Consider the following 13,293-nt stretch of genomic DNA (forward strand, 5'->3'; position numbering starts at 1 on the left):
GCATGAGGGGAGAACCCTCAACCCTTCGGCGGGAAAGTTGGGTGTATCAGGCACACCCCCACGTGCATCTGATTCAGGCAAGAACGCGGGCGAGATCCCTGCGACCTGCGATTCCGAGCTTCGTGTAGATGCGGCCGAGATGGTTCTCGACCGTCTTCGGCGTCACGAACAGCTCCTGGGCGATCTCCCGGTTCGCGCGGCCGGTGGCGGCGAGGTCGGCGACCCGGCGTTCCGAGGCCGTCAACGCCTCCGCACCCACCACGACCTGCCGGCGCGGCCGGTCGCCCAGCGCCTCCAGGGCTTCCGTGGCCCGCGTCAGCAGCACCGGGGAGCCGCACTCACCTGCCAGCTCGATCGCCTTGTGCAGCGGTTCGCGGCCATCGGAGCGCTTCCTGGCCACGCGCAGCGCCTCGCCGAGGTCGACCAGCGAGCGGGCGAGCTCCAGGCGGGCGGGGGATGCCTCCAGGACCTGGACGGACTCGGTCACCAGGTCGAGGCGGGCGCTCGGGTCGGCGTGGGCGAGCAACCGCAGGGCCGCGCCGACCTCGGTGGCGGCACCCCACCGGCGGGCGACGTCGAGCTGTTCGGCGGCGAGTTCCAAGGCGAGCTCCTGCTGGCCGAGCAGCAGGGCGGCCCTGGAGGCGGGGGCGCGCCACGGGATCGTGGGCGGGTCGACGTGCACTTGGTGCATGGCGTCGCGTTGGCGGTACGCCTCGGACATGGCTTTGCGCGGGTCGTTGTCCGCCAACGCGATGAGCGCGCGCACCTCGTGCAACCAGATCGTCGGCATGGTCGGACGAGCGTGGGCGTGTGCCTGGTCGTAGGCGTTGATGAACGACGCTGCTGCTGCCGTGTCGCCACGTTCCAGTGCGGCGTACACGGCGAAGTGGGTGGACGTCGCGCGCAGGCTGATGACCGTGGAGACCGGGTCCTCCTGGGCAACGGCGGCCAGCGCTGCCTCGGCCTCCGCCTCGACCGTGCGCATGTCACCCCTGCGCCAGTTCAGGAACGAGGTCGCGTTCGCCACCATCGCGAACTCGATCGGTGAGCCGTGTGTGCGCACCTTGAGCCGTGCGCGTTCGATCTCTCTTTGCGCGGTATCAACGCCGTCAGCGGCCATCAGCGCGAGGAGTGCAACGAGCCACGCGACCATCTCGTCGGTGCTGCCGGTCGCATCGTCCAGATAGGCGCCGTTGGCCAATGCGCGTGTCGCGGTCGCGGCGACCTCGTCGTGCGGCCACACCTCATAGCGGCCCATCTGTGCGAGAAGACCCAGCAGCGTGCGTTCGTCCGGGGTGCCGCCGGCGAGGTGCTTGTAGCCGCTCAGGTGCGCGGACGCGACCTTCCGCTGGTCGGGCAGGAACGAGCGGAACACCGCCAGCCGTGCCTCCAGGTGCAGCCGCGACTCGCCGTCGGGTCGCTGGACGATGGCCTCGGTGAGCTCGTCGATCGCGGCGGCGGGACCTTCGATGGCGGCCGTGGCGGAGGCTGCGGCGGCCACCAGCTCGGCGTCCGGGAGCCCGGCCGCGGCGGCCTTGAGGTGGCGGTGGGCGTTGACCGCGTCCCCGGTCCTGAGCAGTGCCCGGCCCAGTTCGGCGCGCAGTGCCGCGTCGTTCGGCTGCTCGTCGACCGCTCGGGTGAGGTGCGCGGCGGCCATGCGGGCGTCGCCGGCGGCCATCAATGCCGACGCGGCCTTCCTGAGGACCTCGGCGGCGTTCGGCAGCGTGCCCTTCGGAGCGTGGATGAGGTGCGCGGCGATGCGGTCAGCCGATGCGTGGCCTTCTGCCAACGCCGTCGCAGCGCGCGCATGCAGTGAACCGCGTGCGATCGGCCCGAGGCTGCTCAACACCGCCTCACGCACCACGGGGTGCACGAACTCCAAGTGCTCGCCGGCGACGATGACGTTCGCCGCCACCAGTGCCTCGACCGCGGCCGTCAGGTCGGCCGTTTCCGCGAGCGCGGAGGCCTGCCACGGGTCGACGTGTGAACCGAGCACCGCGATAGCGCCCGCGAGAGAGACGGCGTCCGCTGGTAGACGCCCGAGCGTGGCGCGGAAAACGGTGCTCGGTCCGAGTCCGCCGACCTTGTCGGCCGTGTCCGGGTCGTCGAGCGGCAGGCCGAGCGCCGCGAGCTCGTCGACCAGCACGCCGGCCAGGAACGGGTTCCCGCCACTGGCCGCGTGCACGGCCTTCACCACCTCGGCGTGCCCGCCCACCAGCGTGCTCAGCGCGTCGGTGGTGAGCGGCCGCGGCACCAACCGGTCGGCCGACACGCTGAGCTGCGCGAGCGGACCCGCGTTGTCCGCGGGCGGCCGGGTCGCCACGACCAGCGCGATCGGCAGGTCGGAGATCCGGCGCGACAGGTAGACCAGGAACCGCAACGACGACAGGTCCGCCCAGTGCGCGTCGTCCACGGTGATCAGCAGCGGCCGGGTGGACGAGAGGTCCACCGCGACCCACCACAGCGAGTGCAACGTGCGGGCGAGCTCGGCCTCGCTCGGGTCTTGCGCCGCGTCGTCGAGCGCCTTGAGCGCGGCCCCCGACGGCCCGGCGAGGATCTTCTCCCTGGTCTCACCCGAGTACCGCGAGATCGACCGCTCCACGAGCTGCCGCACGACGCCCCACGCCATGGCGCTCTCCAGGCCGTCGCCGATGGCCTGCAACCGCCCGAACCCGCGCTCCTTGGCCAGCTCACGGCACTCGTGCACGAGCCGGGTCTTGCCGATTCCCGCACGACCCTCGATGACGACGACGCGACCCTCACCACGGGTGGCTGCGTCGAGAGCTTCACGGATGTGCGCGATCTCGTCGTCTCGTTCAAGTGGTTCGCGCACGAATCGATCGTAGCGGCCGACGGGCGGGCTACATGCTGTTCATCGGTGTCGCGGACGGGCGACTTGATGCTCCATCGGTGTGAACGAACATCAGTACACGCACCCGTCGTCCCCAGGTTCGGGAGCGGCGTGCGCGTCGGCCGGCGATTCGCCTGAGAAGAACTGCGTGATGAACGTGCGCACCTCACGGATGTTGTGGCTGCCGTTCGACCACGTCGGCCGGGCGAACGGGATCTGTGTCGTGCGGACCGGCACGGCGCCCTTGAACCGGCGGGCGAACGTGACCAGGTCGAAGCCCTCGTCGACCGTGACCGACCTGGTGGCCTCCTTGACGAGTGCGGTCGCGTTCGCCCTGGTCAACTTGGCCGCGAAACCGGTGAGGAGTGCGCGGAAGCGTGCGTGGTAGGGCGCGGCGTCCTTGACGACGACCCCCGTCGTGGCGAACTTCATGACCTGCTCGCCGGTGATGGTGTGCCGCCCTGGCGGCAGGAGGGTGGTGGTGGGGGTCAGGTACTGCACCTTCTCGTCCGGCTGTTTGACGCACACCTCGATGCCGCCCACGACCTCGGCGAGCCGGCCGAGTCCGTCCCAGTTGACGTCGACGTAGTGGTCCGGCCGCACGCCGGTGTTCTCCTCCACGAAGTCGAAGTCGTACGGCGGCTCGATCACCTGGGCGATGCGCGGGCGTTGGAGGAAGAAGGGCGGTATCTCGACCGCGGAGACGGCACCGTCCACCTCGACTCGCGTCAGGAGGGCCACCCTCGGCTGGCCCGTCGACCCGTCTTGTGCCTGGGTGAGGGTCAGCAGGACGTACTGCGGGCGGTCCTGGAGGTTCGCGGGCTCCGCCGTCGTGCGGTTGACCGCGACCGGCACGATCACCGCCGCGGCGGCCGCTGCCACGGTCAGCCCGATGACGCCGAAGACCCTTCCGCCGGGCTTGCGTTGTTCCTTGCGCACCGAGGCCAGCACCACGCGGGAGTCCACGGCCTCGGCGGCCTCGTAGGCGATGGCTTGGCGGATGAGCTGTTCCTGGTCGGTCACTGGGACACCCCCACACGGGTCAGTTCGTTGGTGCGCAATGTCTGGAGTGCGCGAGAGAGTTGGCTGCGCACGGTCGACTCTGTACAGCCGAGCACTTGTGCGATCTGCGCGTCGGTGCAGTCCTCGTAATAGCGGAGTACTAGTGCCGCGCGTTGCTTGCGCGGCAGTACAGCGATCCGCGCGCGCATGGCGTCGCGTTCGGCGTGCGCGTCTGCCGGGTCGGCCACGGGCGGTGTGCGCTGGGCGAGCTCGGCGCGTTCCAACGCGATGGTCTTGGACGCCTTGAGCCTGCGCCACGACAGGTACTCGTTGGTCACCATGCGCTTGACGTAGAGATACGGCGCGTCCATCGCGCCGATGCGGTCCCACTTGCGCGCCGCGCGCAGCAGCACGTCCTGCACGATGTCCTGCGCCAGGTGCTTGTCGCAGGTCACCGCCGTCGCATACGCCAGCAACCGATCTATCCGATCGGCGACGAACTGGTCGAAACCGTCCCCCACGTCGTCTCCTCTGAACTCGGTCGTGCCACTGGAAACCCCCTGGGCACCCCGATCTGCTGCACGCGCTGTCCCGATTCGTCGACCACTTCCGGAACCCGGCTGAACATCTGGTCCTGCAACGGTTCCGCGGCGCAGGCGTGGAGGTTCCGCCAGGCCTTGCGGGCGAGAACGGAAGTCACCGCCTGCTCAGCACGACCTCGTGCACGCGGGCGGCCGCGTCGGCAGCGCTTTCGTGCTCCCACACCCGCACGGCCAGCCAGCCGGCGTCGGCGAGCTTCTCGTCGGTGTCCAGGTCGCGCCGGCGGTTGGTCTCGATCTTCGTCCGCCAGAACTCGGCGTTGTTCTTGGGCCAGGTCGCGTGCTCGGGACAGCCGTGCCAGAAGCAGCCGTCGACGAACACCGCGACCTTCGCCGAGATGAAGACGATGTCGGCCTCCCGCCGCACGCCCTTCACCGGCCTGCGGTGGACCCGGTAGCGCAGGCCGGCGGCGAACAGTGCCCTGCGCAGCTCGACCTCGATCTGCGTGTCGCGGGACTTCTGCTTGCTCATCCGGGCCCGCACGCCCGGTGCGGTCTCGAGCGGCTCCACGACAGGCATTCTTGCCGACGGCGGGGTCAGGCCTTGCGGGCGACTCCCACGTAGACGTCCTCGGGACCGCCCTCTCCTGCCGGGCCGAGCTCGGGGTGCCAGTGCGGTGCCGCGACGACGCCCGGATCGAGGACCTCCATGCCCTCGAACATGGTGAGGAACTCGGCGTGCGAGCGGAAGTACATGGGGTCGCGGCTGTGCTTCATGGCGTCGACGACCGCGCCCATCTCGTGCGGCTTGAAGTCGGCGGTGAGGTGGGACAACGCGACGAGGCTGCCGGCGGGCACGGCGTCGCGGTAGCGGGCGACGACGTCGGCCGGGCCCTTCTCGTCGGAGACGAAGTGCAGCACGGCGACCATGAGCAGGCCGACGGGCTGGGAGAGGTCGATCAGGTCCTTGACGACCGGGTCCGAGAGCACGTCCTGGGGGCTGCACATGTCGGCCTGGACGACGCCCGCGTTCGGGTTGTCCTCGAGGATGAGCTGGCTGTGCGAGACGGCGACCTCGTCGTGGTCGACGTAGACCACGCGGGCGTCGGGGTTCTCCTGCTGCACGATCTCGTGCACGTTGCCGACGGTGGGGATGCCGGAGCCGAGGTCGAGGAACTGGGTGATGCCCCGCTGCATCATCAGGAGCACGGCGCGGCGCATGAACGAGCGGTTCGACGACGCGATGGCGCGGCCGTCGCGCAGCACGCCGAGCACCTTCTCGCCCACCACGCGGTCGGAGGCGAAGTTGTGGCCACCTCCCAGCAGGAAGTCGTAGACGCGTGCCGCGCTGGGCACGTCCGTGTTGATTCCTGCGGGCACCCACGAGAACGGCTCGGCCATGCGGATCAACCTACCGGGTTGTGCGCACGCGTGCGTCGGCCCGGATCGGGTGAAAACGGCGGCCGCGGGGTGCGGGCCTTCACGGGAGCAGGTGGCGGAAGGCGGCGATCAGCAGCAGCCGTTGCTGGTCGACGTCCAGCGCGTCCTCCGGGCCAAGCCACTCGACCTTGATGCCGAGGTCGACCGCCGTCAGGTCCACAGTGGACTCATCGCGTTCGATCGGCTTGCCCTGGTGCAACAGCTGGTAGGAGAAGCGCATGCTGATGGAGCCGTCGAACCCGACCTGCTGCTCCGGCAGCTGAAGTGCGTGGTGAACCGCTCCGTGGAGGGACTCGCCGGTCAGGTGCAGCGGCGCCATCACCACGTGCGTGATCCCGAGGTCGTGGCTGCGCACCGGCACCGCGACCGTGGGCCCGTCCGGCACGGGAGGTCGCGGCTGCGGGAACACCGGCAGCGCCGACTTCCGGTCCGCCCGCCACGTGGTGACGAGCCGCTCGGCCGCGTCCACGTGGTCGAAGTGCTTGCGCGGAGCCAGCAACGGCAGCGGCTCCTCGTCCAGCCGCACGATGAACAGGAACGCGCGGCGGCGGGTCAGCTCCGCGGCGAAGTCCGCGGTCCAGTGCGGGGTGGCCCACTCACGCGAGGGCGTGTGGGAGGACCACAGCAGGACGTAGTAGTCGGAGGAGGCGATGGCGGGGTCGACCGGGGTGTCGGTCAGCTCGTTCAGGAACGTGGTGACGTTGCGGGAATCCAGGTCGGACTGCAGGGAGTCGGCTTGGGGGCGGTCTTTGGCGGCGAATGAGAGGAAGACCTTCGGGCTGATGTCCAGGGGCACGGGAGTCACCGTTCTTCCGCTGTGCCGTGGTGGGGCTACGGGGGTACGGGGGCTGCGGGGGTGTGGGCAGTTGCCGTGGGTCGCAGGTTAACGAGCTGGGTGGGTTTCAGATCGTTTGTCATGTTTCTGTCCATGAACCGGCGTCTATCGAGTGAGAGATGCGCATGGCCACCGTGCGCAGGTGGTCTACGAGCGGTTCGGGGCCGTGCACCGTGAAGTCGCAGGCCAGCAGGGTCAACCGGAACGCCAGGTACTCGACGGTGTCCTCGCCGCTCTCCCACCGGCAGGACGCCGCGTTCAAAGCCGTGAGGTCACCGGCGAAGTCAGCGAGTCGAGCCCGCGCCACCTCCACCGGCAGCCGCAGCGTCGCGTGGGCGCGGTAGGTCGGTGCGGAGTCGTACATCTTCTGCGTCACGTACGCGACCGCATCGCCGCCGGGAGCCTCGCGCGGTGCGAAACGGGCACCGGTCGCCAACGCCGAAGAGACGCGGTCCAGACGGAAGATGCGCCAGTCCTCCCGGTCCAGGTCATGGGCCAGCAGGTACCAGCGCCGGTCCAGAGCGACCAACCGGGTCGGTTCGACGTGCCGTCGAGAGACAACGCCCTCGTTGGACACGTACGAGAAACGCAGGCGCTCATACGCATGGGTGGCAGCGGCGACCACGGTCAGCTGCGCGGGGTCGACCAGAGATGCGGTCGAGGCGGCAGAGGCAGAGGTGGAAGAGGTCAGGGTCGACACGCGGCGCGACAGGCGGGGAGGGAGGACCTGCTGGAGTTTGGCGAGGGCGCGGAGGGAGGCGTCGGCGATGCCGGAGACCGGTTGGCGGGCGGCGGTGTGCAGGCCGAGGGTGATGGCGACGGCCTCTTCGTCGTCGAGCAGGAGTGGGGGCATGGCCTTGCCGGCGACCAGGCGGTAGCCGCCCAACACGCCCAGGGTGGCTTCGACGGGGTAGCCGAGGTCGCGGAGGCGGTCGATGTCGCGGCGGACGGTGCGCGGGGTGACGTTCAGGCGGGTGGCGAGTTCGCTGCCCGGCCATTCGCGTGGGGTTTGGAGCAGGGAGAGCAGGCGGAGGAGGCGGGCGGCGTCGCTCATGAGCCGAAACTAATGCAGAACTAGGACCGGAGTAGACCTACATCGTGCATACGGTCGTGGCATGAACGTTGTGCCGGAGGGCTATCACACTGTTACGCCGTGGATGATCACGCGGGGACACACGGCCGATCTGATCGAGTTCATCAAGGTGGTGTTCGACGCGACGGAACTCGGACGCGTGGGGGAGGCGGGGGCGATCGGGCACGCGGAGGTGCGGATCGGTGACTCCGTGGTCATGTTGTTCGACAGGCCGGACAGGCCGGACAACCCGGACTGGCCGGCGACACCGGCGTTCCTCAGGCTCTACGTGGCCGACGACCAGGAGGTCCTGAAAAGGGCCGTGGAGAACGGAGGCACCGTGGTCACCCGGCCGACCGAGTTGTTCTGGGGTGACCGGGTGAGCAGGTTCGCCGACCCGTTCGGGAACCTGTGGTGGGTGCACCAGCGGGTGGCGGAGCCGACGGAGGAGGAGATGAACGCCAGGATGGCGGACCCGGCGTTCATCGAGGGCATGGAGTACGTGCAGAGCGCGGAGTTCACACCGAGCCGGTGACGCGGGACCGTTCGTCGGTGGTGAGGGTCGGGGCCGGGGGTGCGCTGCGCGGGCCGCGCAGCGTGGCCAGGAAGACCTTGGGGCTCAACAGCTTCGTCATCGGGCCGGAGAGGGTGAAGGCGTCGATGAACGCGCGGGTCACCAAGGACTCGGTGGTCGCGGTGCGGACCAGGCGGTCGACGTAGCGCTGCAGGACGCGGCCCGCCAGCGGCAGCGGTTTGCCGATGGCGTCCGGGTACAGGATGTCCTGGTTGGTGGCCATGGACCAGGCGCCGTCGACCACCTTCGCGATGTCGCGCTGGATCTGCTGGGCTCCGGAACCCGCGCGGAGTGCGGCGTCCAGCGCCAGTGCGCTCTGGGCCGCGATCGACATGCCGTGGCCGTAGACCGGGTTGTAGGTGGCCACCGAGTCGCCGAGTGCGAGCAGGCCGGTGGGCCAGGTCTTCAGGCGTTCGTAGTACAGGCGGCGGTTCGCGGTGCCGTGGGCGCCGTAGACCGGGGTCAGCGGCTCGGCGTCGGCGATCAGTTCGGCGACGACCGGGTTGCGGACCGAGCGGGCGAACGAGACGAACTGCGACTCGTCGGTGGTCGGTTCGCCGCCGCGGGTGCCGGAGAGGGTGACGAGCCAGCGGCCGCCCTCGATCGGCAGCAGGGTGGCGGTGCAGCCGGGGTGCGGGTCGCGGGGGTTGGCCTGGACGTTGACGATCGGGAAGTTCGTCGCGGCCGGGGCGGGGGCGCGGAAGACGCGGGTGGCGTAGGCGAGGCCGGAGTCGACCGTCTCCTGCGGCACCTCGGGCAGGCCGAAGTCCGCCAGCCACCTCGTGAGCTTCGAGGCGCGGCCGGTGGCGTCGAGGACGAGGTTCGCCTCCAGCGAGATCTGCTCGCCGGAGATGCGGTCCTCGACGAGCACACCGGTGACGGCCTGCTGGTCGCCGAGCAACGACACCGGCTCCGTGCCGGTCAGCACCGAGATCTTGTTGTCGCGCAACGCCCGGCTGCGCACGACCCAGTCGAGCAGGCTGCGGCTGCACGAGACGATGTACTGCATCTCGGGGAACCGCGGCACCCAGCCCTGCGCGCTCAGCGACACCAGCGCGTTCGGCACCCCGACGCGGTGGGCGCCGGCGGCGAAGAGCTCGTCCAGCGTGCCCGGCAGCAGCTCCTCGATCGCCCGCGCGCCGCCGGACATCAGCAGGTGCGCGTGCCGGGCCTGCGGAACGCCGGTGCGCGGCTCCGGGCCGTCGGGCAGCTTGTCCCGCTCGACGACGGTGACCTCGTCGAAGTGTCTGATGAGGACGGTCGCGGCGAGCATGCCGGCCAGGCCTCCGCCGAGGACAACGGCGTGTGTCGGTGCCATCTAGTCAGTTCCCCTTGCTGCGTGCCCGCGGACGGCCACGACGGCGTCGACGATGGGCGAGTTGAACGCGCGGGAGATGCGCACCCATCGTTCGTGTTCGGTCGCGAGGTCCGTGCCGTCGACGATCTCGGCGGCCGGTCGGCGCTGAGGTGGCCGGCGGCGCGCCTCGGTCGTGCCCGCGGCGCGCAGCTGAGCCGCCTCGACCACGGCGGTCAGCTCGTCCTTGGGCAGCGCCGCCTGGCGGGCCAGGGAGGCGGCCGACTCGCCGACGGAGAGGTCGTAGTACGGCGTCAACGCCCAGCGCCAGTCGTTCAGCTCGATGATCTGCCTGCGCACCCGGTGGTGCGGGTTGAGGAACTTGCCCGGCGCGATCAGCACGATGTGCGGGTTCACGTGCGCCAGCGACCGGTGCAGCGGCCGCAGCAGGAAGTACGTCCGCCACCGGCGCAGCCACAGCCGCGGCGACGGGCGGCGCGGCCCGAACACCGGCAGCGCCATCGCGATCACCAGCGGGATGATGCTCAGCGACGCCATCAGCGGCGCGGTCAGGCTCAGCACGTCGAAGCTGCGCTCACCCGCCCAGTCCATCAGCAGCACGAACAGCTTGATGACCGCGAACGCCACCGGGAACAGCCCGGCGAAGCAGTACCAGAGCAGCCCGCGCGCCAGCCACGGCCGCGCTGAGATCGCCTCGTCGCGCGCACCCTGCCAGCAGTGGTACGCCTGGCCACCGCAGCCGACCACCGTCGACACCAGGTAGATGAACAGGAACACCGCCACCGTCGGCTGGGTGGCGTAGAACGTGTCGAAGTCGATCTGCCGCTCGTCCCCGACCTCGGACTTGAAGAACAGCACGACCATCGCCGCGATGACCGAGCCGTAGCTGATCAGGATCAGCCGGACCCGGTGCCACGCCTGGACCGGCGGGTAGCGCCAGTACAGCACCAGCGCGAACGACGAGCCCGCGAAACCCACCACGAGCGCGTAGACCAGCAGTGCGGCGAAGTTCGGCACGCCGGTCACCCAGTTGATCCAGGTGATGTTCGCGGGCGCGGCGAAGAACACGGCGAACGCGGAGAAGAACACCGTCGAGATCAGCGCGACGACCCGCGGGCTGCCCCAGTTCGAGTGCAGCGCCCGGATCTTGTACGCGAGCAGCCCGAGACCGATCAGACCGCAGGACAGGTAGATCAGGTCAAAGATCGCCACGGCGCACCCAGCGAGATCTTCCTTCGAGGGACTCGGCGATCCGCCGCACGTGCGGTGCCGTGTCGGTCGCCTCCGTGTCCACCCACACGTGGTGCTCGGTCAGGCGTTCCAGCAGGTGGTCGGCGAGGTTCTCGGCCTCGCGCTCCTCGTCCTCGGTGAGCGTGGTGCGCCCGGCGATGATCTGCGCCATCCGCGGCAGCAGGTTCGGGGCGAGCTTGCGCATGCCCTCGCTCTTGGTCAGCGTCACGGGTTCGTGCTGCAGCAACGCGTGCGCGAACTCGTGCAGCAGCACGTGCAGCCGGTGGTACCACGACGGCGAGTCGGCGCAGATCACGAGGTACGTGCCGTTCTCCAGCAACGCCGTGGCGCCGCTCAGGCAGGTCGCGCCGGTGATCGCGGCGAAGCGCACCTCGACGGGGCGCCCCAGCCGTTCGCCCATGAGCTCGCAGACCCGGCGGCTCGCGTCGCGGTGCGTCGCGTCAGGCGGCAGGTCGAGGTCGCGGGTGACCTCGTCGACGAGCCTGCGCAGCTTCCTGCGGTTCACCCGGCGCCTCCTCTCGTCCTCGGCATCGGCAACTGCGGTCCAGGTCGCGAACTTCACGCGTCCTCAGGCGGGGTGCGGCGGCCCTTCATGGGGAACGTCCAGCCCTCACCGACCTCGAGGGCCTGCCGGAACCCTTCTACCGCAGCGGCTCTGGCCTGCGGGGAGAGTTCGCCCGTCCGTTCGGCCAGCCGGGTGACGAACTCGACCACACCCAGCTCGCGCAACGCCAGGAAGTCCGTCAGCTCCGAGTCGACCTTCGCCGCGACGTCGTCGTCGAAGAAGTACGCGGGGTCGGCGCCGAAGTGGTCGGCCAGGCCGAGGATGTGCTTGAGCCGCGGGTTCGCGCTGGCGTGGCTGAGCAGCTCGCGGATGTAGCTCGCGGAGATGCTGCCGTAGTGGCCCGCGTTGCTGATCGAGGCCGCGACCTCCTCCGGTGACCACGGCCCGCGGTCCGGCGGGTGCACGGCCTCGAAGAGCGTGGTCAACGCGGTCGCGCGCCAGCCGGGACGCTCGTTGGGGTAGAGCTTGCTGCGTCCGCCCAGGAACACCGCGGGGTGCACGCAGAGCGCGCCGGCGAGGTCGACCACGGCCTGGCAGGTCGGGTTGTCCTTGACCCCCAGCCGCAGCTGCGAGATGTAGCCGTGCCCGATGTCCCCACCACGTTCCTTGACCGCCGCCGCGAGCGCTACGTTGGTCATCTTGGCCGGGTGGTTCGGCGGGTTGTTGCACAGCTCGTTGAGGACCTCGGCGAACGGCCTCACGCCACACCTCCGCTGGAGCGACCCTTTGGCCAGCGATCATTCCACTGTTGTGGAACCAAGAGAGCATATGGCATCACAAGGGTTGAATCCACCTGTGTGTAGCCCTATGATCACAGTCCGCCGCTTCCACTGCTGTGTCGCGTTTGATCCGAACGACGTCACCTCAGTTGAACGTGGCAGCTGAGGCCGGTCAGAGCTGACGTCTGGGGGGACTGATGACGACGGCGCGCATGGGGCTGACTGTGAACGAAGGTGCTGCCCGTTCCCTTCGCCTGCACGACGAAAGCGCTCCCACCCGGTGTGGTTCCTGCGCGCAACCGGTCGGGGCGTGGGCGACCGACCGCCTCACCGGCCTGCTTGGCCGCTGGGGCTGGGACGACCAGGCGCCGGCGCTGTACCGCAGGGCACAACGCCGCTGGGAACAGGTCGCGCTGCTGATGATCGACCTCGACCGGTTCAAGAAGATCAACGACGACTACGGCCACCCGGCCGGAGACGTGGTGCTGAGCGACGTCGCCGACGTGCTGACGACGCACACCCGCTCGGCCGACCTCGTGTGCCGGTACGGCGGCGACGAGTTCCTCGTGCTGCTGCCGCGCACCACACCGGGTGAGGCCGCCGTGGTGGCGGAGCGGATCCTGCGCGGTGTCAAGGCGTTGCACACCGACGTGACCACGAACGACGGTTACGGCCTCACGCTGCGCGGCCAGACGGCGTCGATCGGCGTGTCCGCGCACGTGCCGGAGCCTGACGACACGTTGATCGACCTGGTCCGCGAGGCTGATGCCGCGTTGCAACGGGCCAAGCGCGGCGGCCGGGCCTGCGTGCAGGTGTACGACCCGAGCGCGTTCGCGGAACGGCGGGCCGACGCGGCGTCGTTGAGCCACCTGCTGGCGTTGCAGGACCTGATGAGCAGCGACCTGGTGCCGCACGTGCTCGTGGCGTTGGCGGACGGGCCGAAGGCCTTCGAGGAGCTGGTCGCGGCGGCGGGACCGAACGTGCACCGGACGTTGGAATGTCTGCAGGACAACGGGTTCGTCGTCCGCCGGGCCTCGCGGTACGAGCTGACCGCCGCCGCGCGCGAGTGGATGACCGACGTGCTTCCGGTCGTGTCGGCGTGGAGCAGCCGCCACCTAGTGCACTGAGGT

13 protein-coding genes are annotated in these 13,293 nt (G+C 69.9%); 2 read left to right on the forward strand and 11 right to left on the reverse strand.

Annotation, left to right across the window (positions count from 1 at the left end; translation table 11 throughout):
• Positions 1–73 precede the first annotated feature (73 nt).
• The 7 genes from BBK82_RS20345 to BBK82_RS20375 all read right to left on the reverse strand — a co-directional run bounded on the left by BBK82_RS20345 (position 74) and on the right by BBK82_RS20375 (position 7,721).
• Positions 74–2,833: a helix-turn-helix transcriptional regulator gene (locus BBK82_RS20345; RefSeq protein WP_065916418.1), complete on the reverse strand. Its 2,760-nt coding sequence runs from the start codon at positions 2,831–2,833 to the stop codon at positions 74–76.
• A gap of 90 nt (positions 2,834–2,923) precedes the next feature.
• Positions 2,924–3,874 carry an LCP family protein gene (locus BBK82_RS20350; RefSeq protein ID WP_065916419.1) on the reverse strand — a complete coding sequence of 317 codons (951 nt, stop codon included), beginning with the start codon at positions 3,872–3,874 and terminating at the stop codon, positions 2,924–2,926.
• Complete coding sequence (locus tag BBK82_RS20355; RefSeq protein ID WP_065916420.1) at positions 3,871–4,374, reverse strand: SigE family RNA polymerase sigma factor; 504 nt, start codon at positions 4,372–4,374, stop codon at positions 3,871–3,873. Before BBK82_RS20355 ends, BBK82_RS20350 begins: the two co-directional genes overlap by 4 nt.
• A gap of 175 nt (positions 4,375–4,549) precedes the next feature.
• Positions 4,550–4,972, reverse strand: a complete 423-nt coding sequence (locus tag BBK82_RS20360; RefSeq protein ID WP_065916421.1) for a very short patch repair endonuclease — start codon at positions 4,970–4,972, stop codon at positions 4,550–4,552.
• Between the two features lie 17 nt (positions 4,973–4,989).
• Positions 4,990–5,793, reverse strand: a complete 804-nt coding sequence (locus BBK82_RS20365) for an SAM-dependent methyltransferase (RefSeq protein WP_065916422.1) — start codon at positions 5,791–5,793, stop codon at positions 4,990–4,992.
• A 79-nt stretch (positions 5,794–5,872) separates the two neighbouring features.
• Positions 5,873–6,628: a toll/interleukin-1 receptor domain-containing protein gene (locus BBK82_RS20370; RefSeq protein ID WP_065916423.1), complete on the reverse strand. Its 756-nt coding sequence runs from the start codon at positions 6,626–6,628 to the stop codon at positions 5,873–5,875.
• Positions 6,629–6,746: 118 nt separating this feature from the next.
• Positions 6,747–7,721: a helix-turn-helix transcriptional regulator gene (locus BBK82_RS20375; protein WP_065916424.1), complete on the reverse strand. Its 975-nt coding sequence runs from the start codon at positions 7,719–7,721 to the stop codon at positions 6,747–6,749.
• Between the two features lie 61 nt (positions 7,722–7,782).
• Between BBK82_RS20375 and BBK82_RS20380 the strand changes: the two genes are divergently transcribed.
• Positions 7,783–8,274, forward strand: a complete 492-nt coding sequence (locus tag BBK82_RS20380; protein WP_065916425.1) for a VOC family protein — start codon at positions 7,783–7,785, stop codon at positions 8,272–8,274.
• On the opposite strand, the gene BBK82_RS20385 is transcribed toward BBK82_RS20380, so the two are convergent.
• The 4 genes from BBK82_RS20385 to BBK82_RS20400 are packed head-to-tail and all read right to left on the reverse strand — an operon-like array spanning position 8,258 to position 12,145.
• Positions 8,258–9,631 carry an FAD-dependent oxidoreductase gene (locus BBK82_RS20385; protein ID WP_065916426.1) on the reverse strand — a complete coding sequence of 458 codons (1,374 nt, stop codon included), beginning with the start codon at positions 9,629–9,631 and terminating at the stop codon, positions 8,258–8,260. The two genes, BBK82_RS20380 and BBK82_RS20385, sit on opposite strands and share 17 nt — an antisense overlap.
• Positions 9,632–10,840: an MAB_1171c family putative transporter gene (locus BBK82_RS20390; protein WP_065916427.1), complete on the reverse strand. Its 1,209-nt coding sequence runs from the start codon at positions 10,838–10,840 to the stop codon at positions 9,632–9,634.
• Positions 10,827–11,384, reverse strand: a complete 558-nt coding sequence (locus BBK82_RS20395) for a hypothetical protein (RefSeq protein ID WP_154697396.1) — start codon at positions 11,382–11,384, stop codon at positions 10,827–10,829. Before BBK82_RS20395 ends, BBK82_RS20390 begins: the two co-directional genes overlap by 14 nt.
• Positions 11,385–11,437: 53 nt before the next feature.
• Positions 11,438–12,145, reverse strand: a complete 708-nt coding sequence (locus BBK82_RS20400; RefSeq protein WP_065916429.1) for a hypothetical protein — start codon at positions 12,143–12,145, stop codon at positions 11,438–11,440.
• A gap of 230 nt (positions 12,146–12,375) precedes the next feature.
• Here BBK82_RS20400 and BBK82_RS20405 point away from each other — a divergent pair, with 230 nt between their 5' ends.
• Positions 12,376–13,290 (forward strand): diguanylate cyclase, encoded by a 915-nt coding sequence (locus BBK82_RS20405; protein ID WP_065916430.1) that lies wholly within the window; start codon positions 12,376–12,378, stop codon positions 13,288–13,290.
• Positions 13,291–13,293 lie beyond the last annotated feature (3 nt).

This window comes from Lentzea guizhouensis, from assembly GCF_001701025.1.
GTDB classification, from domain to species: Bacteria; Actinomycetota; Actinomycetes; order Mycobacteriales; family Pseudonocardiaceae; genus Lentzea; species Lentzea guizhouensis.